The 24,944-nt window shown below is 65.7% G+C and carries 21 protein-coding genes; 7 read left to right on the top strand and 14 right to left on the bottom strand.

Features of this window, described 5'->3' with window-relative positions; all coding sequences use genetic code 11:
* The 5 genes from VVD47_RS08225 to mutL form a co-directional block, all read right to left on the bottom strand.
* On the bottom strand, positions 1-526 hold a 526-nt coding region (locus VVD47_RS08225; protein ID WP_327602920.1), incomplete at its 3' end, for an SDR family NAD(P)-dependent oxidoreductase.
* A 115-nt stretch (positions 527-641) separates the two neighbouring features.
* The gene (gene rfbC, locus VVD47_RS08220; RefSeq protein ID WP_327602919.1) at positions 642-1,190 is read right to left on the bottom strand and encodes a dTDP-4-dehydrorhamnose 3,5-epimerase; all 549 of its coding nucleotides are present in this window, start codon (positions 1,188-1,190) and stop codon (positions 642-644) included.
* A gap of 31 nt (positions 1,191-1,221) precedes the next feature.
* Positions 1,222-2,130 carry a pseudouridine synthase gene (locus tag VVD47_RS08215; protein ID WP_327602918.1) on the bottom strand — a complete coding sequence of 303 codons (909 nt, stop codon included), beginning with the start codon at positions 2,128-2,130 and terminating at the stop codon, positions 1,222-1,224.
* Positions 2,127-2,867 (bottom strand): pseudouridine synthase, encoded by a 741-nt coding sequence (locus VVD47_RS08210; protein ID WP_327602917.1) that lies wholly within the window; start codon positions 2,865-2,867, stop codon positions 2,127-2,129. The genes VVD47_RS08215 and VVD47_RS08210 overlap by 4 nt, the downstream gene beginning before the upstream one ends.
* A 73-nt stretch (positions 2,868-2,940) precedes the next feature.
* On the bottom strand, positions 2,941-4,734 hold the full coding sequence (gene mutL / locus VVD47_RS08205) for a DNA mismatch repair endonuclease MutL (RefSeq protein ID WP_327602916.1): 1,794 nt from the start codon (positions 4,732-4,734) through the stop codon (positions 2,941-2,943).
* Positions 4,735-5,306: 572 nt separating this feature from the next.
* Here mutL and VVD47_RS08200 point away from each other — a divergent pair.
* From VVD47_RS08200 to VVD47_RS08185, 4 genes are all read left to right on the top strand, one after another.
* Complete coding sequence (locus VVD47_RS08200) at positions 5,307-6,233, top strand: TRAP transporter substrate-binding protein (RefSeq protein WP_327602915.1); 927 nt, start codon at positions 5,307-5,309, stop codon at positions 6,231-6,233.
* A 126-nt stretch (positions 6,234-6,359) separates the two neighbouring features.
* Positions 6,360-6,806, top strand: coding sequence for a TRAP transporter small permease (locus VVD47_RS08195; RefSeq protein ID WP_327602914.1), 447 nt, complete (start codon positions 6,360-6,362; stop codon positions 6,804-6,806).
* On the top strand, positions 6,797-8,077 hold the full coding sequence (locus tag VVD47_RS08190) for a TRAP transporter large permease (protein ID WP_327602913.1): 1,281 nt from the start codon (positions 6,797-6,799) through the stop codon (positions 8,075-8,077). Before VVD47_RS08195 ends, VVD47_RS08190 begins: the two co-directional genes overlap by 10 nt.
* Positions 8,078-8,313: 236 nt before the next feature.
* A complete protein-coding gene (locus tag VVD47_RS08185; protein ID WP_327602912.1) occupies positions 8,314-8,937 on the top strand; it encodes a hypothetical protein in 624 nt (207 codons plus the stop codon).
* 385 nt (positions 8,938-9,322) lie between these two features.
* Here the strand turns inward: VVD47_RS08185 and VVD47_RS08180 are convergent, their stop codons facing one another.
* The 5 genes from VVD47_RS08180 to VVD47_RS08160 all read right to left on the bottom strand — a co-directional run bounded on the left by VVD47_RS08180 (position 9,323) and on the right by VVD47_RS08160 (position 15,345).
* Entirely contained in the window at positions 9,323-10,987 is a 1,665-nt protein-coding gene (locus VVD47_RS08180) for a methyl-accepting chemotaxis protein (protein ID WP_327602911.1), read from the bottom strand.
* 230 nt (positions 10,988-11,217) lie between these two features.
* Positions 11,218-12,519 carry a TRAP transporter large permease gene (locus tag VVD47_RS08175; protein WP_327602910.1) on the bottom strand — a complete coding sequence of 434 codons (1,302 nt, stop codon included), beginning with the start codon at positions 12,517-12,519 and terminating at the stop codon, positions 11,218-11,220.
* Positions 12,510-13,016, bottom strand: a complete 507-nt coding sequence (locus VVD47_RS08170) for a TRAP transporter small permease (protein WP_327602909.1) — start codon at positions 13,014-13,016, stop codon at positions 12,510-12,512. The genes VVD47_RS08175 and VVD47_RS08170 overlap by 10 nt, the downstream gene beginning before the upstream one ends.
* A gap of 75 nt (positions 13,017-13,091) precedes the next feature.
* On the bottom strand, positions 13,092-14,063 hold the full coding sequence (locus tag VVD47_RS08165; RefSeq protein ID WP_327602908.1) for a TRAP transporter substrate-binding protein: 972 nt from the start codon (positions 14,061-14,063) through the stop codon (positions 13,092-13,094).
* Between the two features lie 568 nt (positions 14,064-14,631).
* The gene (locus tag VVD47_RS08160; protein ID WP_327602907.1) at positions 14,632-15,345 is read right to left on the bottom strand and encodes a FadR/GntR family transcriptional regulator; all 714 of its coding nucleotides are present in this window, start codon (positions 15,343-15,345) and stop codon (positions 14,632-14,634) included.
* A 152-nt stretch (positions 15,346-15,497) separates the two neighbouring features.
* Here VVD47_RS08160 and araD point away from each other — a divergent pair, with 152 nt between their 5' ends.
* Positions 15,498-17,222, top strand: coding sequence for an L-arabinonate dehydratase (gene araD / locus VVD47_RS08155; RefSeq protein WP_327602906.1), 1,725 nt, complete (start codon positions 15,498-15,500; stop codon positions 17,220-17,222).
* Between the two features lie 33 nt (positions 17,223-17,255).
* Here the strand turns inward: araD and VVD47_RS08150 are convergent, their stop codons facing one another.
* The 4 genes from VVD47_RS08150 to VVD47_RS08135 all read right to left on the bottom strand — a co-directional run bounded on the left by VVD47_RS08150 (position 17,256) and on the right by VVD47_RS08135 (position 20,823).
* Positions 17,256-18,107, bottom strand: coding sequence for an NAD-dependent epimerase/dehydratase family protein (locus tag VVD47_RS08150; protein ID WP_327602905.1), 852 nt, complete (start codon positions 18,105-18,107; stop codon positions 17,256-17,258).
* Between the two features lie 137 nt (positions 18,108-18,244).
* A complete protein-coding gene (locus VVD47_RS08145) occupies positions 18,245-18,985 on the bottom strand; it encodes an arginyltransferase (RefSeq protein WP_327603203.1) in 741 nt (246 codons plus the stop codon).
* A gap of 15 nt (positions 18,986-19,000) precedes the next feature.
* A complete protein-coding gene (aat, locus tag VVD47_RS08140) occupies positions 19,001-19,729 on the bottom strand; it encodes a leucyl/phenylalanyl-tRNA--protein transferase (protein WP_327602904.1) in 729 nt (242 codons plus the stop codon).
* Positions 19,726-20,823, bottom strand: a complete 1,098-nt coding sequence (locus tag VVD47_RS08135; protein ID WP_327602903.1) for an ABC transporter ATP-binding protein — start codon at positions 20,821-20,823, stop codon at positions 19,726-19,728. Before VVD47_RS08135 ends, aat begins: the two co-directional genes overlap by 4 nt.
* Before the next feature lie 182 nt (positions 20,824-21,005).
* On the opposite strand from VVD47_RS08135, the gene VVD47_RS08130 reads away from it, so the two are divergent.
* Together VVD47_RS08130 and VVD47_RS08125 are read left to right on the top strand one after the other, a co-directional pair.
* Positions 21,006-22,628 carry an ABC transporter permease gene (locus VVD47_RS08130; protein ID WP_327602902.1) on the top strand — a complete coding sequence of 541 codons (1,623 nt, stop codon included), beginning with the start codon at positions 21,006-21,008 and terminating at the stop codon, positions 22,626-22,628.
* An 89-nt stretch (positions 22,629-22,717) separates the two neighbouring features.
* Positions 22,718-24,913 (top strand): PhoX family protein, encoded by a 2,196-nt coding sequence (locus VVD47_RS08125; protein WP_327602901.1) that lies wholly within the window; start codon positions 22,718-22,720, stop codon positions 24,911-24,913.
* Positions 24,914-24,944 lie beyond the last annotated feature (31 nt).

Genomic DNA, 24,944 nt, shown 5'->3' with positions numbered 1-24,944 from the left:
GCAGGGCGACCCGCCAGTCCTTGTCGGCGACGGCCAGGTCGCCGAGGACGAACTCGGTCATCCACTTGGTGCGGCCGTACGGATTGGTCGGGCCGGTCGGGAAGTCCTCGCGGATCGGCACGCTGGCCGGGTCGCCGTAGACGGTGGCGGAGGACGAGAAGACGATGCTCTTCACCCCGGCTTCCGCCATCACTTCGGTGAGGGCGACGGTGCCGGCGATGTTGTTCTCGTAGTAACGCAGCGGCTGGGCGACGGATTCACCGACGGCCTTGAGCGCGGCGAAGTGGATCACGGCATCGATCGTGTGGGCCGCGAATACTTCGCGCAGGGCAGCGCGGTCGCGGATATCCACGCGGTGGAACGCGGCGATCCTGCGTCCGGCCAGTTCCTCGACGCGGCGCAGGGATTCTGCCTTGCTGTTGCACAGGTTGTCGACGACGACGACCTCGAAGCCGGCGCCCAGCAGTTCCAGGCAGGTGTGGGAGCCGATGTAGCCGGCTCCGCCGGTGACAAGGATGTGTTTCATGGCTGTGGATCGCGCGAAAGTCGATGGGCGGAAAGCCCCTGAATCTTAACCCCGGTTCCCGGCACTGGCGCTGCCCTTGAGTCGGCGCCAGCGCCCGTGGCGGAGCAGGCCCGGCTCAGGGATAGGTCTCGCAGTCCGCCAGCGGCTTGCCGGCGATGTCCTTGGCGGACAACTGGGGTTCCAGACCCTGCAGGGGCCACTCGACACCGACCGTGGGGTCATTCCAGGCCAGGCTGCGCTCATGCTCGGGCGCGTAGTAGTCGGTGGTCTTGTAGAGGAAGTCGGCGCTCTCGGACAGCACCAGGAAGCCGTGCGCGAAACCGGCAGGCACCCACAGCTGGCGATGGTTCTCGCCGGTCAGCTCCACGCCCACCCACTTGCCGAAGTTCGGCGAGCTGCGGCGCATGTCCACCGCCACGTCGAACACGCTGCCGGCCGTGACGCGCACCAGCTTCCCCTGCGCCTGCTGGATCTGGTAGTGCAGGCCGCGCAGTACCCCGCGGCCGGAGCGCGAATGGTTGTCCTGCACGAAGGGCAGGTCGATGCCGGCGGCGTCACGCAGGCGTTGCGCGTTGAAGCTCTCCATGAAGAAGCCGCGCGAATCCCCGAAGACACGGGGCTCGATGATCAGGACTTCAGGCAGGGCGGTGGGAATGACGTTCATGGGGTAGGGTCTTTCGGGAGTCAGAAGCTGGTCAGAAAGATTCGTCGGTGCCGAGGAAGCGCCATTGTCCCGGGGGCAGGATACCGAGCTTCACGCGGCCGATGCGCACGCGCTTGAGGCCCACGACGGTGAGCCCCACCAGCTCGCACATGCGGCGGATCTGGCGCTTGCGGCCTTCACGCAGGACAAAGCGTAACTGGTCTTCGTTCTGCCAGCTCACCTGCGCGGGGCGGAGTTTCACGCCGTCCAGCGTCAGGCCGTGGTTGAGCAGGCGCAGCCCCTTGTCGTCCAGGTGCCCCTGTACGCGCACCAGGTATTCCTTGTCCACCTCGCTGTCGTCGCCGATGAGCTGCTTGGCGATGCGGCCGTCCTGAGTCAGCACCAGCAGGCCTGTGGAGTCGATGTCCAGGCGGCCGGCGGGCGCCAGATTGCGCAGGAAGCCGTGCAGCTGGCGGCCACTGACGTCACCTTCCCACTGGTTGTCGGGGGTGACCAGCACGGCGGCCGGCTCGTAGCCGTCTTCCGCCTGGCCGGACACGTAGCCGATCGGCTTGTTCAGCAATACGGTGGCGCGTTGCGCCTGCATGGCCTGGGCGGCGCGGTCCAGTTCGATCTGCTGGTGCGGCAGCACCCGGCTGCCCAGTTCGCTGATCACCACGCCGTCGACACGCACCCAGCCTCGGGCGATGTAGTCGTCCGCCTCGCGTCGCGAGCACAGGCCGAGTTCGGTCATGCGCTTGGACAGGCGTTGCGGGCCGTCCGGATCGGCCGCTACCGGTCGGCTGGGGCGAGGGGGCGGTGCCGCGGGGGCCGTCCTGGCCGGCTGCCGTGCCTCCTGCAGCTTGCGTGCCCGCGGGCCGCTGGGGCCGACGCTGCGCTGCTTGCTGGTGTCCGGCGTGGCGGCCTTGCGCGGTAGGGAGAGTTTCTTGCCTTCGCTCATGCGCCAGCCCGATCGCTCTTGTCCACGAAGCCCAGCAGCGACAGATGTTGCGGGCGCAGGTAACACCAGTCCTCTTCTTCCAGTTCGGGCAGCACACCGGCTTCCAGCGACAGCTCGCCCATGGCGAAGCGGTGCAGCGTTTCCACGTGCCCACCGGCTGCGGCGACCATGCGTTTGACCAGGTGGTACTTGCCTTGGTCGACCAGCAGCTCCAGTTCCTGTTCGCCTGTCTGGCGGGCGGCGAGCGCGCGCACCGGTTCAGGTTCGTCCAGCAGCTGCACGCCCTCCATGAGCTTTTCGATCAGGCCCGGCTCGATGGGCTGCGGGGTGGTGGCGCGGTAGCTCTTGGTGATGTGGCGGCGTGGCGAGCTCATCGCGTGGATGAACTGGCCGTCGTCGGAGAACAGCAGCAGGCCGGTGGTATCGACATCGAGACGTCCCACGCTCTGCACGTTGCGGTTCACCAGCGGCGGCGGCAGCAGGGTGTAGACGCTGGCGTTGTGCTTGGGCTTGTGCGAGCACTCGTAGCCGACGGGTTTGTAGAGCGCGATGTAGACCTGGTCGGCGTACTCCCACTCCCAGTCGTCGATCTCGAAGACGAGGCCGCTGGTGTCGAGTTCGACGAAGGGGTCGGTCATGACCTGGCCGGCGATCTTCACGAGGCCGTCGCGCACGAGGGCGCGACATTCCTTGCGGCTGCCGAAGCCCTGGGACTGGAGGATGCGATCGAGTTGCATGTCGGAAAGGATGGAGGCTATTGGCCGGCGTGGGCTGTCCGCGGGCCGTTTCTGTTTGTTGTGTCTGTCTTTATTACTGGCCGCGCATGAAGAGCTTGTCCAGCTCGTTCATCGACAGCTGTACCCAGGTCGGGCGGCCGTGGTTGCACTGGTCGGCGCGCTCGGTGGCTTCCATGTCGCGTAGCAGGGCGTTCATTTCCGGGATGGTGAGCTGCCGGTTGGCGCGCACGGCACCGTGGCAGGCCATGGTGGCGAGCAACTCGTTGCGGCGCTCGGTGATGACCGCGCTGGCCGGATGGTCGCGCAGGTCGGCGAGCAAGGCACGCAACAGGTCGGCGACATTGGCGCGCGCCAGCAGGCTGGGCACCGTGCGCACGGCCAGCTCGTTGGGGCCGGCCGCGGCGACTTCGAAGCCCATCTGCGCCAGGACGTCGCCGTGTTCTTCGGCCGTGGCGATCTCGCCGGCGCTGGCACCGAACACCGCGGGAATCAACAGGCGCTGGATGGCGGGGCTGCCATCGACCACCTGCTTCAGTTGTTCGTAGAGGATGCGCTCGTGCGCAGCGTGCATGTCCACCAGCACCAGGCCGCTGGCGTTCTGGGCCAGCACGTAGACGCCATGCAGTTGCGCCACGGCATAGCCCAGCGGCGCACCCTCCGTCGTGGTCGGCAGCGGGATCGATGCCGGATTGCCGAAGGGCCGCGGCGTGAGTGTCGGCGTGCTGGCGTAGCTGGTGTCGCGCAACGAGGGGCCGGGCGTCGCGAACGCCGGTGCCGCCGCCGGACGGGTGAAGTAGCCTGCCAGCGCCGGCTCTTCCACCGCGAGACGCTGTTGCTCCGGCACGCTGTACGCCACCACGGACATGGGCTCGGGCAGCGGCGCCACCTGCACCGAGGCCGCCAGCGCACGCTGCAGGCCGTGATAGACGAACTGGTGCACCGCGCGCGATTCGCGGAAGCGCACTTCGGTCTTGGCCGGGTGCACATTCACGTCCACCGTCGCCGGGTCCAGGTCGAGGAACAGCACGAAGGCCGGGTGCCGGCTGCCGTGCAGGATGTCGGCATAGGCCTCGCGCACCGCGTGCGAGATCAGCTTGTCGCGCACGAAGCGGCCGTTCACGTAGAAGTACTGGGCGTCGCGGCTGGCCTTGGAGTAGGCGGGCAGGGCGGCGAAACCGGTGAGCCTGAGGCTGCCGGCCTCCACGTCCACCTCGCGCACGTGCTGCATGAATTCGTCGCCCAGCAATTCACGGACGCGGCGCTCCATGCCGCCGGCCGCCAGGCGCAAGGACACGCGGCCGTTGTGGGCGAGCTGGAAGCCGACACCGGCGCGCGACAGGGCGATGCGGCGGAACACGTCGTCGCAGTGACCGAACTCGGTGGCATCGCTCTTGAGGAATTTCCGGCGCGCGGGCGTGCTGTGATAGAGGTCTTCCACCTCGATCACCGTGCCGCCGTTGAGCGCTGCCGGAGCCGGGCTGCGGTCGTGCTCGCTGACCTTCCAGGCATGGCTGCTGCCGGCTGCGCGGCTGAGGATGCGGGTACGCGCCACCGAGGCGATGGCGGCCAGTGCCTCGCCACGGAAGCCCATGGTGTCGACTGCCTCGAGGTCTTCCAGCGAGGTGATCTTGCTGGTGGCGTGGCGTTCCAGCGCCAGCGCCAGATCCTCGCGGTCGATGCCGCAACCGTCGTCGGCAACGCGGATCTGCTTGATGCCGCCTTGCTGGAGCTGCACTTCGATGGCGCGGCTGCCGGCGTCCAGGCTGTTTTCCAGCAATTCCTTCAGCACCGAGGCGGGCCGTTCGACGACCTCGCCGGCGGCGATCTGGTTGATGAGGACTTCGGGGAGGCGCTGGATGACCGGCATGAGGCCGCCATTATAAGGCGGCCACCCTGTTCCTTCCGCTTTGCGAGGGGCCGCAAGACACGCGTGTCCGTAGCTGCGGCGAGGCGATTTGAGTCCTTCGACGGCCCATCCCGCTCTTTTGTGCATGAGTTCGCCAGGCGGGAGCTGGTTTTGTGCTGCGATGCACAATAAGTTCCATGGGCGGATTAATTGGCGATCGGCATCACCAAAGCTTGATGCAGCGCAATCAATAACCGTGCGGAATGTTTGACAAATCCGTCGCGACGCCTTTTGCATGCGGCGATTCGCCATAAATCATCAGAAATTCATATGGTTATATAAGGTTTTTGAGCGGGATCAGGTCTCCCCGGATAAGGAAATCCAAACCGCCAATAAACGATTTCTTGGTTTTCGCTGCGTGATAGTTTCCTGCCAACAACGGGACGCGTTGCACCAAAGTAGTAGTGATGCAACGCAGCATTTCTCGTTCCTTGCGCCGGCTGAGAAGCCGACAGTACGACGGCATCAATGATTGGAGACTGAACAACATGCGAGCCACCAAGCTTGTTTTTGCACTACTGGCAGTTGGATTCATGGGGACCGCCTTCGCGCAGTCCAAAGTTGAACTGAAAGTGTCGGAAATCTGGGGCGAGGACTACCCCAACACCAAGGCGCTGCGTCACATGAGCGAGACGCTAGCCAAGCGCAGCAACGGCCGCATCGAGTTGAAGGTGTATCCGAACGGCACCCTGGGCTCCGAGAAGGAAGTGGTCGAGCAGGTGAAGATGGGCGCGCTGGCCATGGCCCGCGTGCCGGGCAACCTGATGAACAACATCTGCGAAGAGACGATCGTTCCCAGCCTGCCCTTCCTGTTCCGCTCCGCCGAGCACATGCACAAGGCGCTGGACAGCGCCGCCGGCCAGGAAATCCTGAGCTCGTGCAACGCCAAGGGCTACGTCGGCTTGGCCTACTACGACAGCGGCACCCGTTCCATCTACGCCAAGAAGGCGGTCAAGACCCTGGCCGACACCAAGGGCATGAAGCTGCGCGTGCAGCAGTCCGACCTGATGGTCGCCATGGCCAGCGCGATGGGTGCCAATGCCTCGCCGATGCCCATGGGTGAAGTCTATGTGGGCCTGCGCACCGGCCTGATCGACGCCGCGGAGAACAACGTCCCGTCGTACGAGAGCGGCAAGCACTTCGAGTCGGCCAAGTTCTACAGCCGTACCGAGCACCTGATGAGCCCGGAAATGGTGATCTTCTCGAAGGTGATCTGGGACAAGCTGAGCCCGGCCGACCAGAAGCTGATTGCCGACGCCGCCCGGGAGTCGACCGACGTGCAGCGCAAGCTGTGGGCAGAGCGCGAGAAGGCCTCGGAGGCCATCGTGCTGAAGGGCGGCGCCACCTTCGTGGATGTCGACAAGAAGCCCTTCCAGGACGCGATGGCACCGGTGTACGCGAAGTTCGTCACCTCGCCGCGCATGAAGGATCTGGTCAAGCGCATCCAGGACGTCAAGTAAGTAGTTGAAACGGAACCCGGCAGGACTACCTGGCCGGGTTCCTTCATTTTGTTTCTCAGGTTTCTCAGGAAGGACATCGCAGACATGTACACAAAGATCTGCGCAACACTATCCCGGTACTGCCTGATGATCGCGACCTTCGGCCTGGGTCTGATCATCCTCTGCGTGCTCTACCAGGTGTTCGGCCGCTACGTCATGAACGACACGCCGACGTGGGCGGAGGCGCTGGCCCTGTTGCTGGTGCTGTACGTGACCATGCTGGGCACGGCGGTCGGCGTTCGCGACGCCGGCCACATCGGCATGGAGTCGCTGCTGGCGATCTGCCCGCAGCCCTACAAGAAATGGCTGGAGATCTTCATCCACGCGATCGTCGCGGGCTTCGGCGCGTGCATGACCTACAACGGTCAGCTCCTGGCGCGCAGTGCCATGGACCAGAAGATTCCCACGCTCGGGCTTCCCGAGGGCCTCTTCAACATTCCCATCACGATCGCCGGTGTGCTGATCGCGCTTTTCTCCATTGAACACATCATCGCGCTGGTCAAGGGCGTGGAGGTGCAACCGTCATGGCACTGATCATCCTCAGCTGCGTTTTCCTGGGGGCGCTGGTCATTGGCGTGCCCGTTGTTTTCGCGATCGGCATTTCCGCCGTCGCCACCATCCTGTACGAAGGCCTGCCGATGGCGGTGATCTTCCAGAAGATGACGGGCGGCATGCAGGTCTTCACCTTCCTCGCGATTCCCTTCTTCATCTTCGCGGGTGAACTCATGCTGCTGGGCGGCATCGCCGACCGCATCGTGAACTTCGCCAAGTCGATGGTGGGGCACTGGCGCGGTGGCCTGGGCATGACCAACGTGGTGGCCTGCACGCTGTTCGGTGGCGTGTCCGGTTCCCCGGTGGCCGACGTGTCCGCGATGGGCGGCGTGCTGATTCCCGCGATGAAGCGCGAAGGCTACGACGCCGACTACGCGGTGAACGTCACCACGCACGCCTCGCTGGTCGGCGCGCTGATGCCGACCTCGCACAACATCATCATCTACACGCTGGCTTGCGGCGGCATGGCCTCGGTGACTTCGCTGATCCTGGCGGGCATCGTGCCGGCGCTGATCCTGATGGTGTGCAACCTGGCCGCGGCCTACTACATGGCCGTCAAGCGCGGCTATGGCAAGGGCGTGTTCCCGGGCTGGCCGACGGTGTGGCGCACGATGGCGGCGGCATTGCCGGGCCTGTTCGTGGTGGTGATCATCGTCACCGGCATCCTGTCCGGTGTATTCACCGCGACGGAGTCGGCGTCGATCGCCGTGCTGTATGCCCTGCTGCTCACCACGCTGGTGTATCGCAGCCTGAGCTTCCCGCAGTTCGTGGCGGCACTGGCGCACGCGGTGAAGAAGACCGGCGTGGTGCTGGCGCTGATCGGCATCTCGGCGACTTTCGGCTACTTCATCGCCTACTACCAGATCGCCGAACTCACCGGTGCCGCGCTGGCCACCATCTCGGAGAAGCCGTGGGTCATCTTCCTGATGATCAACCTGATCCTGTTCCTGCTCGGCACCTTCCTGGACATGGCGCCGACCATCCTTGTGTGCACGCCGATCTTCCTGCCGATCGCCATGAAGTACGGCATGCATCCAACGCAGTTCGGCATCATGATCCTGCTGAACTGCGCGCTGGGCCTGAACACGCCACCGGTGGGGACGACGCAGTTCATCGGCTGCGCCATCGCCGACATATCGGTGGAGAAGGTGATGCGCAGCATCTGGCCGTTCTACCTCGCACTGGCGGCCACCATGTTCGCGGTGACCTTCATCCCCGCCGTGTCGATGACCCTGCCGAACCTGTTCCACTGATCAGGTCCGACCTCGCGTCACGCGACCTCGACGCCCGTTCCGCCTCGCGCGGGACGGGCGTTTTTCTTTGGCGGCACGGAGATGGGCGGGGCGCTGCAGTGATTGATGCGTGAGGCAGAGAGGGGCGGCGATCAAGTCCTGCTTACGTATTTCCGATTCCTCCGGGATGATCCGGGCGGTGCCGCTACCAAGCTTGGCGCCCTTGTCGGGTTGGCCTTGTTTCCAAGGAGAACGGTGTGATTGCTTTGGTTGTTCTGGTGGCGATGGCTGTCTGGATGCTTCTGGGGTATCTGATTTTCAGCAAGGCAATCCATCCGCTCATCCGTCATTGGAAGGGGCGCGAAGCGGTCGCCGTGCTTTTGTGCCCCATATGGCTGACGGCACCGTTTCTGGACGAAATCATCGGCGCACAGGATTTCAAAAGGTTGTGCAGGGAGATGCCGGAGATCAAGTTCTACGGGCCCGTGCCTGTCGGACCAGGGGCGTTCTTCGATGAAAGAGGCAATCCAATCAGGCTGCCTGAAATAAGACGAAAACTTACGTCCGAAGAGATTGCCATGCGAGGAGAGCTCATCGAGCGCCAGAGCCGGGCGTGGGACGACATTATCGATAGCCCCCAGAGTCAATGGCGTCTCCTGCAGAAATGGCCAATCCCGATCGGGGAGAGTCGCCGGGTTTACACACACGTTGCAACCGGAAAGCCGGTGCTCGAAGCATATTCCCGCTATTCCTCCGGTGGATTCATCAAGCGCGCACTGGGCTGGGGAAGTCACGCGCCCTACCAGTGCCCACGCAAGGGGTACTTTCCGAAGGACGAAGAGTGGATGGTGTTCTCCCCAGAGGTGGACTCAGTCCGATGATGGGGACGGCATGCGAATGAAATCGAGCGGGCGTTCCGGGGAGATTCCGCCTGCCTCAAGAAAAAACGATACGGTCTGAGTGCCCGCGTTGTGGTGTGACCGAGCTGCTCATAGTCCCGGTCGTAGGGTGCGCGAGGTGGTGTCAACAGGCTCGTCCTGAAACGCATGCGCTGATGAGGGAGATGCGGACCTTTCGTGGGCCCTGAGCAGGTTTGGCAAACAACCCTGACCGGTGGCTCACCGCCCCGAGCAGTTCCATTTGCCCCGGACTCTGAAGAAATCTCCTGCTATCTCCTGGTCGGGTTCCGAGTGCGATGCCTGAAAGACGAAAGGCGCCCCACAAGGCGCCTTTTCAGCAGCAACCCGCGAGCGCGAGCTCTTTCTTCTACACCTTGTACTTCGCCACCGCGCCAGCGATGCCCTGGCTGATCTGCACCATGTGCTGCACGGACGAGGCCGAGGTCTGTGCCGCAGCGGAGTTCTGCTCGCTCATGCGGGCGATGTGTTCGACCTGCTGCGCGATGGCCGTGCTGGTGGAGGCCTGCTCGCGGATCGCCACGGTGATCTCGTCCACCGCCGCGGCGACTTCGCGCGAGCCCTGCTGGATCTCACGGATCGCGTCGCCGGCGGTGACGGCATTGGCCTGGCCGCGCTTCACCTCGTCGACCGCGCGGTCCATGGATTCCACGGCCTGGCGGGCGCCGGCCTGCATGGCTTCGATCAGGCTGCCGATCTGCTGCGTGGAGTTGGCGGTGCGCTCGGCCAGCTTGCGCACTTCATCGGCCACCACGGCAAAGCCACGGCCCTGCTCGCCGGCGCGGGCGGCTTCGATGGCAGCGTTCAGTGCCAGAAGATTGGTCTGGTCGGCAATCTCGCGGATCATCTGCGCCACCGCCGAGATGTTGCTGCTGCTCTGCTGCAGGGCGGCGATGCGGCCGGAGGCCTCTTCCACCGAGCCGGAGATGGCCTGGATGCCTTCCACGGTGGACAGGATCACCTCGGCGCTGCGGTCGGCCGTCTGTTCGGAGGTCTGCGTGAACTGCGCGGCGTCCTGGGCGCGGCTGGCGATCACCGACACGCTGACCGTCATCTGCTCCACCGCAGCGGCCATGGAGGCGGCGGCATCGCTTTCGGCCGACGAGTTCTCGGCGATGTTGCGCGCTGTGGCGTCGATCTCGCTGCTGGAGCGGTCGAGGCTGGCAACGCCACGCTGGATCTCGCCGAAGCTCTCGCGCAGGCGCTGCATCAGGCGGTTGTAGGCGGTCAGCGTGGTGCCGATCTCGTCCTGGCTCTTCACCGGAATCTGTTCGGTGAAGTCGAGATCGTCGGCGGTACGCGTGATGGCGCGCTGCATGGTGCTCAGCGGCTTGGTGATCGAGCGGCCGAGGAAGAAGCCCACCACGGCGATGACGATCATGCCGACCACCACGGCCGAGATCAGCGACCCCACGGTGGCGCGATACGCCCGTTCCGCCGACTGGGCGACCTCGTTCGCATGCTCGTTGTTGAAGCTCACCACCTTGTCCAGGGCGGCGGAGAGCTTGAGGTGCAGCGGCAGCACCTGGGCGTTCAGCACGCCCAGCGCCATGGCCGGCTCGCCCATCGTCGACAGCGTCTTCACCTGTTCCAGCTTGGTGAGGTAGGGCACGAGGCTGGTCTTCGCATCGGTCATCAGTGCGCGGTCGGTGTCGCCCACGGCCTGTGCGTCGTAGTCGTTGACGGCCTTGAACACCTGTTCCTGCAAGGCGTTGACGCGCGCGGTAATGCCCGCTGCCTTGCTGGTGTCGGCGTTGCCGGCCAGCTCGAATACCGTGAGCTGCATGTTCTGGTAGGCGTCGCGCAGCGCATTGACATGGCTGACGCGTGCGTAGGCATCCTTGGCCAGTTCGTCGACGCCGGCCTGCACCCGCTTCAGGCCCAGCAACGCGAAGCTGGAAGCGGCCGCGAAGGTCAGCATGGCCAGTCCGACCAGCAACCAGATGCGACGATTGATATTGAGCGTCAGCAGGCCCTTGAGATTGGCACTGCGTGCGGATTTGCTCGATTTCATGCTGCTCCCTTTCCGGCTCCTGGCCGGTGCCACACCGGGTCGATGGCCCTGTGCAAACGTTTAATCAGGATCGTTTTAACGGCGACGGGGGCGTCATCCTTGAGGGGAGTTGCGGCAAGCCCTGACTGTCCGCGAGCGCTGCGGACGTCTTCCAACAAGATTTTGCAGATCCAAAGAAAAACCCCCGGCGCCTAGCGGCAGCCGGGGGTTCTTTTGCGGAGCGACAGCGGTCAGTTCAGGACCGACTTCATCGTCTCCGGCAGCCACAGCGAGAAGGCCGGCACGTAGGTGACGAGCAGCATCGTGGCGGTGAGCGCGCCGTAGAACGGCAGGATGGACTTCATCACCTGGCCGACCGATATCTCCCCGATCGCGCAGCCGACGAACTGTGTCGTCCCTACTGGCGGCGTGTTCAGGCCCAGCGCGCAGTTGATCAGCATCATGATGCCGAACTGGGTCGGGTTCATGCCGTACTGCATGGCGATCGGCAGGAAGATCGGCGTGCAGATCAGGATGGTCGCCGCCATGTCCAGGAAGGTGCCGAGCAGAAACAGGATGATGTTGATCATCAGGAACACCACCCACGGCGAGCTGGTGATCGACTGCATGAAGGCACCCGCCTTTTCCGGCACGTCGTACAGGGCCAGGAAGTAGCCGAAGGCCGACGAGATGCCGATCAGCAGCAGCACCACGCCCGTGGTCTTGCACGCCTTGGCACAGGCCTTCAGGAAGTTCTCCCAGCTCAGCGAGCGGTACACGAAGATCGTCACCAGCAGCGCCCAGAATACGGCGGTGGCTGCGGACTCGGTTGCCGTGAACACGCCGGACAGGATGCCGCCCAGGATGATGAAGATCACCGCCAGGCCGGGCAGGGCCCCCAGGAAGGTCGAGATCACCACGCCCCAGCCGGGGAACACGCCGTGGGTCTTGTAGCCGCGCTTGACGGCCACGTAGTAGGCGGCGATCAGGTTGGCGACGGTGAGGATCAGGGCCGGGACCAGTGCGCCGAGGATCATGTCGAACACGCTTACCGCGGCAAGACCAGCCGTGGCCAGCGTGTAGATGATGATGTTGTGGCTGGTCGGCATCAGCGCGCCGACGAGGGCCGCGTGGGTGGTGACGTTGACCGCGTAGTCGGCGTCGTAACCCTCGCGCTTCATCATCGGGATCATCACCGAGCCCATCGCCGACACGTCGGCCAGCGGGGAGCCCGCGACACCACCGAACAGCGTGCAGCCCAGCACGTTCGACATGCCCAGGCCGCCACGCACGTGGCCCACCATGCTGTTGGCGAACTTGACGATGCGATCGGCGATGCCGCCGTAGAGCATCAGCTCACCGGCGAAGATGAAGAACGGGATGGCCAGGAAGGAAAACACCTGCATGCCGCCCACCATCTTCTGGAACACCACGGCCACCGGCAGGCCGGCGGCGATGATGGTGCAGATGGAGGACAGGCCGATCGAGAACGCAACCGGGACGCCGATCAGCAGGAAGAAGATGAAACTAAGGGTGAGAACTGTCAGTTCCATGCTGGCTCGACCTCTTTGCCCTGCAGCAGGGCGATGATGTGTTCGATGGAGAACAGGACGATGAGCGCTCCGGCGATCACCAGGGGCAGGTAGTCCATGCCGGAGGGCACGTTGAGCATGGGCTTGATATCAGTCCATTTCAGCGTGGTCCACATGTAGCCGCTCTGGACCATGAAGGCTCCGAAAACACCGACACACACGTGGATGAGGATTTCGATCTTGAGACGCAGTGATTCCGGCAGCAGTACGACGAGGGATTCCAGGCCGATGTGGCCGGCATCGCGCACGCCGACGGCAACGCCGAAAGCCGTGACATAAAGGATCAACAGCATCGACAGGGCTTCGGCCCAGGTCGGTGTGTCATTGAGGACGTAGCGTCCGAAGACCTGTGATTGCACTGCCAGGATGATGGCGATCAGGCCGATGACGGCCAGTATCAGGCAAGCCTTCGACAGCCCCGCACAGATGCGGGTGAACAGCGAGGTTGATGATGACATCGGGGAACTCCGGTGAGGCAGGAGGACTTCCGGCCGGAGAGCCCGGCCGGAAGGTAGGACAGTTGCTGGAGAAGCTTACTTCGTGTCTTGGACGGCCTTCACCAGACGCTTCAGGTCAGGCGTGTTGGCGAACTTGTCGTAGACCGGGCCCATGACGTCCTGGAAGGACTTCTTGTCGACCGTTTCGATGATCGTGCCAGCGGCGACGACCATGTCCTTTTCCTTCTTCTCGTAAGCCGCCCAGGCGGTACGGTTGAAGGGGACGGAGGCCTTGGCGGCAGCGCGGATGGCGTCCTGGTCGGCCTTCGGCAGCTTGTCCCAGACGACCTTCGAGAACAGCAGGACTTCCGGAGCCATCGAGTGCTCGGTCAGGTTGTAGTACTTGGCTGCTTCGAAGTGACGGAAGCCCGAGCCGTAGGACGGGTAGTTGTTTTCAGCCGCGTCGACCAGGCCGGTCTTCAGGGCGGTCACGACTTCACCGGCGGGCATCGGGGTGGGGTTGGCGCCCATGGCGTTGGCCACGGCAACCCACAGGTCGGACTGCTGCACGCGCAGCTTCATGCCCTTGGTGTCGGCAACGGTCTTGACCGGCTTCTTCGAGTAGATCGAGCGGGCGCCCGAGTCGTAGAAGGCCAGCAGCACGAAGCCCTGGGCTTCGCAGTCCTTGGCGATTTCGTCACCGATCGCGCCGTCCAGCACCTTGTGCAGGTGATCGACCGAGCGGAACAGGAACGGCAGCACCGGGATGTTGGTCTTGGAGCAGATCGAGTTCATCGGGCTGATGTTCACGCGGGTCATGTCCAGCGCGCCGATCTTGACCTGGTCGATGGTTTCCTTTTCGGAACCCAGGGCACCCTTGTTGAACACCTTGATCGAGTGCTTGCCGCCGGAAGACTTGGAAAGCTGCTCGCTGATGAACTTCACCGCGGTGACGGTCGGATAGTCGTCACTGTTGTGGATGTCGGCCGAACGGAATTCGGTTGCCGAAGCTGAGGCGACCGCACCGGCTGCCATCATGGCCACTACCATTTTCGAAACACGCATCATTCTTTGAGTCTCCTCGTGTAACAAGTAACAACTTTCCAAGTGAACCCCCCTCCGGCGAGGAGGAGGAATGAGGTCAGGACCTTTGTGCCGGGGGCTCCGGCGATGGGTGCTGTGGTTGCTGCACCCCGAGGCCGCCGGCAAAGATACCACCATTCCACCGTCGCTCAAGGTATGGCGCACAACGGGTTTTGCAGCGGCTGTCCGGCTGTCGCATTTCATGTCGGAATCATCTTGGTGCATGCACGGATGAAGGTTCGGGTAGACCGCAATAGGCAGTTCTGGCGAGGGTCGGGACGGCGACGGACCTGGTGCCGTGCAGCCTTCAGCGGTGTTCCCGGAACGGGGGAGGGCGCGGCGCTCGCGGAGGGGCGTGGTGACCACAGGCCGGCGTCGTGTCCAGGTCGCTGGGCGACGCCTTGTGGGCGGGGTGGAATCCTGTTACGCAACGCCGCTGTTGCGCAACGGCGACAGCGCACGCGGTTGCGCTGTCGTGGACATGGATACGGAAATAGATACGAAAATGGAAGGAAACGGAAATTCCGTGCGAGGCGTGGTCCTGCGCAGGGGACTACTGCGGTCCCTCGAACAGTCGCCGCTTGGCTCCGCCCAGGTGCAGACGCATCGCCTCTGCAGCTTCGAACGAAGATTTGCGCTCGATGGCGGCGACGATCTCCAGGTGCTCGGCCTGCACCAGTTCGCGACGTGCGCGACTCTTCTCCAGCGACAGGCTGCGCGACAGGTTCATGCCCACGCGCATCTGCTCGCCGATCATCTCCAGCGCAGTGGCGAAGTAGACGTTGTGTGACGCACGCGCGATGGCGAGGTGGAAGGCTAGGTCCTCTTCCACGCCGAGGGATTCCTCGACGCTGACGCGGTTGAGCTGCTCCAGCGCGACGTTGATCTCTTCCAGGTCGTGCGCCGAACGCTGCTCGGCGGCGAGGCCTGCGGCTGCCGATTCCAGCGCGATGCGGAAGGTGAACACACGCTGCACATCCGCCAGGCTTTCGATGGGCGCGAAGCGCTTGATGTTGCGGTCGGGGCGGCGCAGTACGTAGCTGCCGGAGCCGCGCCGCGATGCGATGAGGCCGTCCAGCCGCAGACGCGACAGCGCTTCGCGGACGGTTGGCCGGGATACGCCGTAATGCTGGGCCAGTTCCGTCTCGGTGGGCAGGCGGCTGTTTTCCGGATATTCGCCGTTAACCATCGCCTCGATGATGCCGGCATAAACGGTGTCGACCCGGTTGACCGTTTGCGCTGGTCGGATGATGGGTAACTCGGACATCGTGTTGACTCCTGTGGAGCCCGCTCCACCGGCTGGCGTGCTGCCGGATTGTCAGGCAACCTTGTTGTTTTGTTTTGGCCCGAAACCTTGCATGACAAGGACTTGGGTGCAAAGCATTCTATGTTGAACACGCGCAGGTCAGGAGAAAAACTATGCAGCGCAAGCGCCCGGAAGATCTGAGGAGTCACCGCTGGTACGGGGTGCCCACGCTGCGTGCCTTCGGCCATCGCTCCCGCAGTGCCCAGATGGGATACGCCCGCGAAGACTATGCCGGCAAGCCTGTGATTGCCGTCGTTAACACCTGGAGCGAGATCAACCCCTGCCACGGGCACTTCCGCCAGCGTGCGGAGGAAGTGAAGCGTGGCATCTGGCAGGCCGGCGGCTTCCCGGTGGAGTTGCCTGCGATGTCGCTCTCCGAACCCTTCCAGAAGCCGTCCACGATGCTCTACCGCAATTTCCTGGCGATGGAGACGGAGGAGTTGCTGCGCTCCCACCCCGTGGACGGCGTGGTGCTGATGGGGGGCTGCGACAAGACCACGCCCGCGCTGGTGATGGGCGCGCTCTCCATGAACCTGCCCGCCATCTTCATGCCGGCCGGCCCGATGTTGCGCGGGCACTGGCGCGGCGAGCACCTGGGCTCAGGCTCCGACACCTGGAAGTACTGGGACGAACTGCGCAGTGGCCGTATCAGTGAGCAGGACTGGGAGGAAATCGAGAACGGCATCGCCCGTTCGCCCGGCCACTGCATGACGATGGGAACGGCCTCCACGATGACCAGCGCGGTGGAGGCGCTGGGGCTGTGCCTGCCCGGTGCCGCATCGATCCCCGCGGCCGACGCGGGGCATGCACGCATGGCCGTGGCATGCGGCCGGCGCATCGTCGACATGGTGTGGCAGGACATCACGCCACGCAGCCTGCTGGACGCGCGGTCCTTCGACAATGCCATCACCACCGTGCTGGCGCTGGGCGGGTCCACCAACGCGGTGATCCACCTCGTGGCGATGGCGCGGCGTGCAGGCGTGCCGCTGACGATGGACCGCTTCGATGAGCTGGCGCGACGCACGCCGGTGCTGGCGGACCTGCGGCCCGCCGGCCGCTTCCTGATGGAAGATTTCTACTATGCGGGCGGTTTGCGCGCACTGCTGTCGCGCCTGCCCGATCTGCTGCACCTGGACGCGGTGACGGTGGCGGGCGTGACGCTGGGCGAAGCCATCGCCGGCGTCAGCTGCGTGAATGACGAAGTCATCCGGCGGCGTGACGATCCGCTCGTCGCCTGCGACGGGCTGGCGGTATTGCGTGGCAGCCTCGCGCCCGATGGCGCAGTCATCAAGCCTGCCGCCGCCGAAGCGCACCTGCTGCGGCACACCGGGCGCGCCCTGGTGTTCGATACGCGTGCCGACATGGCGGCGCGCATCGATGACCCGGATCTCGATGTCGATGCCGACAGCGTGCTGGTGCTGCGCAACGCCGGGCCGCAAGGCGCACCGGGCATGCCGGAGTGGGGACAGCTACCGATCCCGAAGAAACTGCTGGCCGCCGGCGTGCGCGACATGTTGCGGATTTCCGACGCGCGCATGAGTGGCACCAGCTATGGCGCCTGTGTGCTGCACGTGGCGCCGGAGTCCCACATCGGCGGACCGCTCGCCCTGGTGCGGGACGGTGACCTGATTGCCATCGACGTCGAGGCGCGGCGTCTGGACCTGTTGGTCGACGAGGACGAACTGGCCGCGCGCCGGGCCGCATGGCAGCGCCCGGCGCCGCACTACCGGCGTGGCTGGGGCAGGCTGTTCATCGAGCATGTGACGCAGGCCAACGAAGGCTGCGATTTCGATTTCCTGGAGGGTGATGCGCCGACGGACGAGCCGGACATCTTCTGAGGCGGCACGGGTGGCCGGGCCACCCGGCCGACGTCAGGGGCGCGGCTTGGGCGTTTGCGGCGCGCGGTAGTCGTACTCGGTGAACGTGCCGCCCTGCCACACCCGCATCGAGTGGCCGGGCGGATGGGTATCTTCTCTCGCCTCTATCTCTGCGCGGAAGGTTTCCGCCGAGTCGCGCGGGGTGAAGCCGATGCGCCTGCTGTCGTCGTCGCGCCACCAGGGGGTGTCGGTTTGTGACACGCCGTAGATGATGGCGTGGCCGAGCGGAGCGGCGACCAGGCCGCGTTCCACCGCGTGGGTGAAGTCGCCATGCGAGAGCCAGGTCATCAGTTCGCGCCGGAAGGTCGGCCGGGGGCGGACGCTGCCAAGGCGGATCGCCAGGGTCTCGATGCCGTGGCGATCGAAGAAGTAGCGTGACAGGGTTTCGCCGAAGCACTTGCTGACGGCATACAGGCTGTCGGGGCGGGCCGGCGTGTCAGGGCTGACGACTTCGCCCACGGGGTAGTAACCCGTCGCGTGGTTGGTGCTGGCCAGCACGATGCGCCGGACGCCCTTTTCAAGGGCGGCGTGGTACAGGTTGAAGGTGCCGATCACGTTGGCCTGCAGCGTCACGTCGGCGGAAAACTCGTTGCCGCCGCCGCCCATGTGGATGACGGCGTCCACGCCGTCCAGCAACCGCAGCATGCCGTCGCGGTCACTCAGTTCGCAGGCGACGAATTCCTCGTTGGCTTCCAGGGCGAGGCTGGGGGGCACCAGGTCGGAGATGCGCAGGTGATCCACGCGTGTGCGCAGCCAGGGCCGCAGCACGGTGCCAAGCGTGCCGGAGCAGCCGGTCAGCAGGACGCGGCGCGGCAGACCCTCGTTGGACGGCTGGTCGTTGGACATCGTTATCCGGCGGACAGGCGTGGCGAAGCCGACATTGTTACAAAACGGCGACGCCCCGGCTTGGAGAAATGCGACACGGAAGATATAGATTCAAGGATTCAGGCTGGCAGCCGTGCTGCACCGCCGCGCGAGCAGCCTCAGCCCAGTGCGTCGAGGTCGGCTTCGCCCAGTTCGCGCCACTGGCCCTGCACCCGCCCTTCCAGCGGATGGAAGCGGCGCTTGTAGTTCATCTTGTCGCAGTCGCGGATGTAGTAGCCGAGGTACACGTAGTCCCGCCCCATCTGGCGGCAGGCCTCGATCTGCCACAGCACGCCGTAGGTGCCGTAGCTGGCCTGGGTCTGGTCGGGGTCGTAGAAGGTGTAGACGCTGGACAGCCCGTCCGGCAGGCAGTCGATGATGGACACCATGCGCAGCGTGTCGCCCTCGCGGAATTCCACCAGCCGCGTGTCCACATGGCTTTGCAGCAGGAAGTGGGTGTACTGCTCGCGGCTGTCCTGGTCCATGCCGCCGCCGCTGTGGCGCAGGCGCTGGTAGCGCTGGTACAGCTTGTAGTGCTCCTCGTCGAAGCTCATCGGCAGTTCGCGCGGCGACAACTGGTAATGCTTGCGCCAGATGCGCTGCTGGGTGCGGTTGGGGCTGAAGCGCGCGACCGGCACGCGCACCGGCACGCAGGCGCGGCAACTGTCGCAATAGGGGCGGTAGGTGAACACGCCGCTGCGGCGGAAGCCGCTGCGCACCAGCTCGCCGTACAGCGCGCTGTCGATCATGTGGCTGGGCGTGGCCACCTGCGAGCGCGCCGTCCGCTCCGGCAGGTAGGAGCAGGAGTAGGGCGCGGTCGCATAGAACTGCAGGAAGGAATAGGGCAGGTCCTTGAGCAGTGACATCGCGGTTGTTCAGCTCCAGTCGGCAGCGAAATCGGGGTGGGACAGGTGGGCCATCGCGTCGGCCGGCCAGCGGCCGGGTGCGCGACCTTCTGCAGTCCAGTCTGGCAGGCCGGCGACGAAGTCGTCGCGGGCCAGCTCCCGACCGCCCAGTGATGCGAGATGAGCGGTCGTCATCTGGCAGTCTATGACGACGAAACCCTGCTCTTCAAGCCACCGGGCGAGGTGGGCGAACGCCACCTTGGAGGCATCGGTGGCGCGGTGGAACATGGATTCGCCGTAGAACACCCGCCCCAGGGCCATGCCGTAGAGGCCGCCGACCAGTTCGTCGCCGTCCCAGGTTTCGACGCTGTGCGCCCAGCCCAGTTCATGCATGCGGCAATAGGCCGCCTGCATGGCGGGGGTGATCCAGGTGCCTTGCGCGTAGCTGCGCGGGGCGGCGCAGGCGGCCATGACTGCGGGAAAACTCGTATCGCAGCGCACCTGGAAGCGGCCGCTGCGGATGGTCTTGCGCAGGGAGCGGGTGACGCGCAGCTCGGCCGGCACGACCACCATGCGCGGGTCCGGGCTCCACCACAGGATGGGTTCACCTGCCGAGAACCACGGGAAGATGCCCTGCCGGTAGGCCGCCAGCAGCCAGTCGGGGTCGAGGGCGCCGCCGGCGGCGAGCAGGCCGTTGGGCTCGCGCAGCGCGCGGCGCACGGGCGGGAACAGGGGTTCGTCGCCCAGCCAGGGAATCATGCGGCAACGGGCCGGGCTGCCGTGTGGCTGAACGTCACCACGTGGTCCACGTCCAGGCGGATGCCGATGCGCTCGCCCAGGGCGTGGTTGTGATGGCTGGGCACCAGCGACAGCACCCGCGTGCCGCTGGCCAGTCGCAGGGTGTAGAGGATCTGCGCGCCGCGGAAGGCCTTGTGCAGCACCTCGGCACGCAGCGGGCTGGCGTCGTCGTGCACCACGTCGTCGGGGCGCAGCAGTACGTCCAGCGTCCGGGTGCCGTCACCTTCCACCGGCAGGCGGGAGCGCAACAGGCCCAGCTCGATCTCCACGCTGTCCTGGCCACGCGGGGTGCCCGGCACGAAGACGCCCTGGCCCACGAAGTCGGCGACGAAGCGGTTGGCCGGCAGGTGGTACAGGCGGTAGGCGCTGTCCCATTGCTGGATGCGGCCGGCGTGCATCACGCCGATCTCGTCGGCCATCGCGAAGGCCTCGTGCTGGTCGTGTGTCACCAGGATGGCGCTGGTGCCGGCCGTTTTCAGGATGTCGCGGACCTCGGCGGACAGGCGCTCGCGCAGGTCCACGTCGAGGTTGGAGAAGGGCTCGTCGAGCAGGATCAGTTGTGGCTGCGGCGCCAGCGCGCGGGCCAGTGCCACGCGCTGTTGCTGGCCGCCGGACAGCTCGTGCGGGTACTTGTCACCCTGGCCGAGCAGGCCGACCAGCCGCAGCATGTCCTGTACGCGGGCTGCGCGGTCGCGTGCGCCCAGCCCGCGCAGGCCGAAGCGCAGGTTGTCTGTGATGCTCAGGTGCGGGAACAGCGCGTAGTCCTGGAACACCATGCCGATGCGGCGGCGTTCGGCCGGCACGTGCAGGCCGTCGCCGGCCAGCGCCTTGCCGTCGAACTGCAGGCTGCCGCCCCACAGCCGCTCGAAGCCGGCGATCGAGCGCAGGATGGTCGTCTTGCCGCAACCCGACGGCCCCAGCAGGCAGGCGATGCTGCCGGCCTGCAACTGGAAGGACACGTCATGCACGACCTCCGTGGTGCCGTAGCCGAGGCGCAACTGGCGCGCGTCGAGCAGGGGCGGGGATGAGGTGGCGGGATCGGACGGATGGGTCATGCGGCGGCGGTCGCTCGGAATCGCCGGAAGACGGCGGGCTGGGCGAAATTATAATGGCCGGCCCTCGCATGCCTGCAGCCGGCGGATCTGTCCCGTTCCGGCGCCTGCCGCGTCCGTTCACCCTCGTTCCCCCTTCAGTGCCTAACGCCACGCCTGCAACTTCGTCACCCCGCCGCCTGCGCATGTTGCAGGAGCATCCGCTGGCCCTGGCCGCGATGACGGTCGCCGTGCTGGTGATGATGCCGGTGCTCGCCGTCGCGCTGAGCCTGATGGACTGGAGCACCGGTGAGACCTGGCGCCATCTCCTCGACACCGTGCTTGGCGAGTACCTGCTCAACACCCTGGTGCTGTGCATCGTGGTGGCGCTGGGCGTGGCGAGCATGGGCGTGACCACCGCCTGGCTCACGACCATGCTGGAGTTCCCCGGCCGCTGCACGCTGGAGTGGGCGCTGGTCTTGCCGCTGGCCTGTCCGGCCTATGTGCTGGCCTATGTGTATACCGACTTCCTGCAGTTCGTCGGGCCCCTGCAGACCTGGCTGCGCGAGACCTTCCACTGGACGCGCGCCGACTACTGGTTTCCGGACGTACGCTCGCTGGGCGGCGCCTGCGCGATGTTCATGTTCGTGCTCTACCCGTACGTGTACATGCTGGCGCGCAGCGCCTTCCTGGAACGCGCCGGTTCGCTGGTGGAGGCGGGCCGCTCGCTGGGGCTGACGCCGTGGCAGAACTTCTGGCGTGTGTCCCTGCCGCTTGCGCGTCCGGCGGTGGTCGGTGGCGTGGCGCTGGCGCTGATGGAGACGCTGGCCGACTTCGGCACGGTGCAGTACTTCGCCGTGCAGACCTTCACCACCGGCATCTACCGCGCCTGGTTCTCGCTGGGTGACCGCATCGCCGCCGCCCAACTCGCCACTGCCTTGCTGTCGGTCGTCGCCCTGGTATTGTTGCTGGAACGTGCCTCGCGTGGCCGTGCGCGCTACGCCGCCGGTGCACGCGGGCGGGTGCTGCATCGCCGTCCGCTGCAGGGGGCGATGGCCTGGCTGGCGACCGCGTCCTGCGTGCTGCCCATCGTCTTCGGCTTCCTGCTGCCCGGCGGGCTGTTGCTGCGCATGGCGATCGTCGAGGGCGACGCCCAGTTCGGCGAACGCTATTTCGAGCTGGTGCACAACAGTGCGCTGATCTCCGCCGTCACTGCCGCCTGCGCGGTCTTGCTCGGCGTGTTGCTGGCCTACGCCGCCCGGCTGGCACGCTCGCCGTGGCCATCCGTTGCGAACCGCGTGGTGGGCCTCGGCTACGCGGTGCCGGGCGCGGTGATCGCGGTGGGGGTGCTGATTCCCGTGGCGCGGCTGGACAACGCGCTGGCCGAAGCCATCGCGCGCCTCACCGGCAACAACCCCGGCCTGCTGCTCACCGGTGGCATCGCGGCGCTGGTGTACGCCTACCTCGTGCGCTATCTCACCGTTGCCCTGCAGAGCATCGAGTCCGGCCTGGCGCGCATCACGCCCAGCATGGACGAGGCCGCGCGCAGCCTGGGCGCGGGGCGCGGCGAGACCTTGCGCCGGGTGCACTGGCCGTTGTTGTCCGGCAGCCTGCTGACCGCCGCCCTGCTGGTGTTCGTGGATGTGATGAAGGAACTGCCGGCCACCCTGGTGATGCGCCCCTTCAACTTCGATACGCTGGCGACGCAGGCCTACATCCTGGCGTCGGACGAGCGTCTTGCCGAGGCCTCCACGGCGGCGCTCACCATCGTGGTGGTGGGCCTGCTGCCGGTGATCGTGCTGTCGCGGCGCATCGCGCACCAGCGTTAGCGCGCGACTGGTCCGGATTAACCTGACTGCAATAAGGGTTTCACACTGGGTTCCTAGACTGCCAGCGACTTTTCAGTGAAGGAGCAGCAGTGAGCAAAAACAACTTCGTGCCGTTCGACGGGGGCATCGACCCGGACGACATCGGCAACAATACTTCGCCCAACGAATCCATCCAGGACGTGCTGAATGCCCGCATGTCGCGTCGCAGCCTGCTGCGTGGCGGCGTCGGCAGTGCCGGCCTGGCCTTCTTCGGCAGCTTCGGCCTGGCTGCCTGCGGTGGTAGTGACGACCCGGCGCCGGCTACGCCCACCACCCCGACGACCCCGACCGAGAAGCTGCTGGGTTTCAACCCGGTCGCCAAGAGCCTGGCCGACGCGTTCAGCGTGCCGGCCGGTTACACCGCCAGCGTCATCTACGCCTGTGGCGACCCGCTGTTCGCCGGCGTCGCTGCCGCGAAGAACGACGGCACCGACACCGGCTACGACCAGCGCAGTGGCGACTGCCACGACGGCATGGAGTACTTCGGCCTGTCCGCGGCCGGCGCACCGGATGCCAACGCCAGCGACCGTGCGCTGCTGGGCATCAACCACGAGTACATCACCCCGGTGTTCCTGCACGCCAGCGGCCCGAGCGCCAACCCGCGGCCGATCGGCGAGGCCGACAAGGAAATCGACTGCCACGGCGTGGCCATCGTCGAGGTGAAGAAGACCGCCGGCAAGTTCGCGGTGGTGCAGGACTCCACCTTCAATCGCCGCATCACCCCCAACACCGAGATCGAGCTGTCCGGCGTGGCGCGTGGCAATGCGCTGCTGAAGACGAAGTTCTCCACCACCGGCGAGAAGACCCGCGGCACGCTGAACAACTGCGGCACCGGCAAGACGCCGTGGGGAACGCTGCTGACCGGCGAAGAGAACTGGGCCGGCTACTTCACCCGCGGTGCTGCCGACAATGCTGCGCGCGGCAATGACAAGACCGTCGCCTCGCTCAACCGCTACGGCCGCGCACAGGGTGCCGCCAGCCGCTACGGCTGGCAGACCGCGGGCGCCGACGACCGCTTCGTCCGCTGGGTCAACAGCAAGACCGGCGCGTCCACCGATGGCACCGACGACTACCGCAACGAGATGAACGGCCAGGGCTACCTGACCGAGATCGACCCGTACAACAAGTCCGTCGCCATCAAGAAGCGCACCTCCCTGGGCCGCTTCGCGCACGAAGGCGCCGCCTTCTCGCGCCCCGTCGTCGGCAAGCCGCTGGCGGTGTACATGGGTGACGACTCGCAGGGCGAATACGTCTACAAGTGGGTGTCCACCGCGACCTGGATCGCATCGGATGCCACCGCCGCCAACCGCGTCGCCACCGGCGACAAGTACCTGGATACCGGCAAGCTCTACGTCGCCAAGTACAAGCCGGACGGCTCGGGTGAGTGGATCGAGTTGTCCATCACCAACCCGGCCATCGCCGGCTACGCCAGCTATGCCTTCGCTGATCAGGCCGATGTGGCGGTGAACGCCCGCCTGGCTGCCGATGCCGTCGGTGCCACCAAGATGGACCGCCCCGAGTGGTGCGCCACCAGCCCGACCACCGGCGAGGTGTACTTCACCATGACCAACAACAGCAGCCGCACCACGGCGACGGTCGACACCGCCAACCCGCGCTCCTACACCGACAGCAAGGGTGCGGCCACGCAGAGCGGCAACGTGCACGGCCACATCATCCGCATGGCCGAGACCGGTGACGATCCGGCCGCGACCAGCTTCAAGTGGGACGTCTTCCTGTTCGGTGCCGAGGAAACCTCGCCGGCGGGTGTGAACCTGTCGGGCCTCACCGCCATCAACGACTTCTCCAGCCCCGACGGCCTGGCCTTCACGCCCAGCACCGGCATCTGCTGGATCCAGACCGATGACGGCGCCTACACCGACGTCACCAACTGCATGATGCTGGCGGCATTGCCGGGCAAGGTCGGCGACGGCAGCACCAAGACGGTCATCAGTGGTGCGACGACGCTGAACACCTACGTCGGCAAGGAAGCCAGCGACGCCACCCTGAAGCGCTTCCTGGTCGGTCCGAAGCAGCAGGAAATCACCGGCATCTGCGAGTCACCCGATGGCAAGACGATCTTCGTGAACGTCCAGCACCCGGGCGAGAACACCACCGCGGCGGACCTGTCCGACCCGGCCAAGTACGGCAGCCGCTGGCCGTCCAACGCCGGCTACGGTGCAGGCCAGCGTCCGCGCTCGGCCACCGTGGTCATCACCAAGGACGACGGCGGCCGCATCGGTACCTGATATCGATGCTTGCCCTGCCTGCTGTCATGGC

Source organism: Uliginosibacterium sp. H1 (genome assembly GCF_036017065.1).
Taxonomy (GTDB): Bacteria; Pseudomonadota; Gammaproteobacteria; order Burkholderiales; family Rhodocyclaceae; genus Uliginosibacterium.
This window is presented reverse-complemented; position numbering and strand designations above follow the sequence as displayed.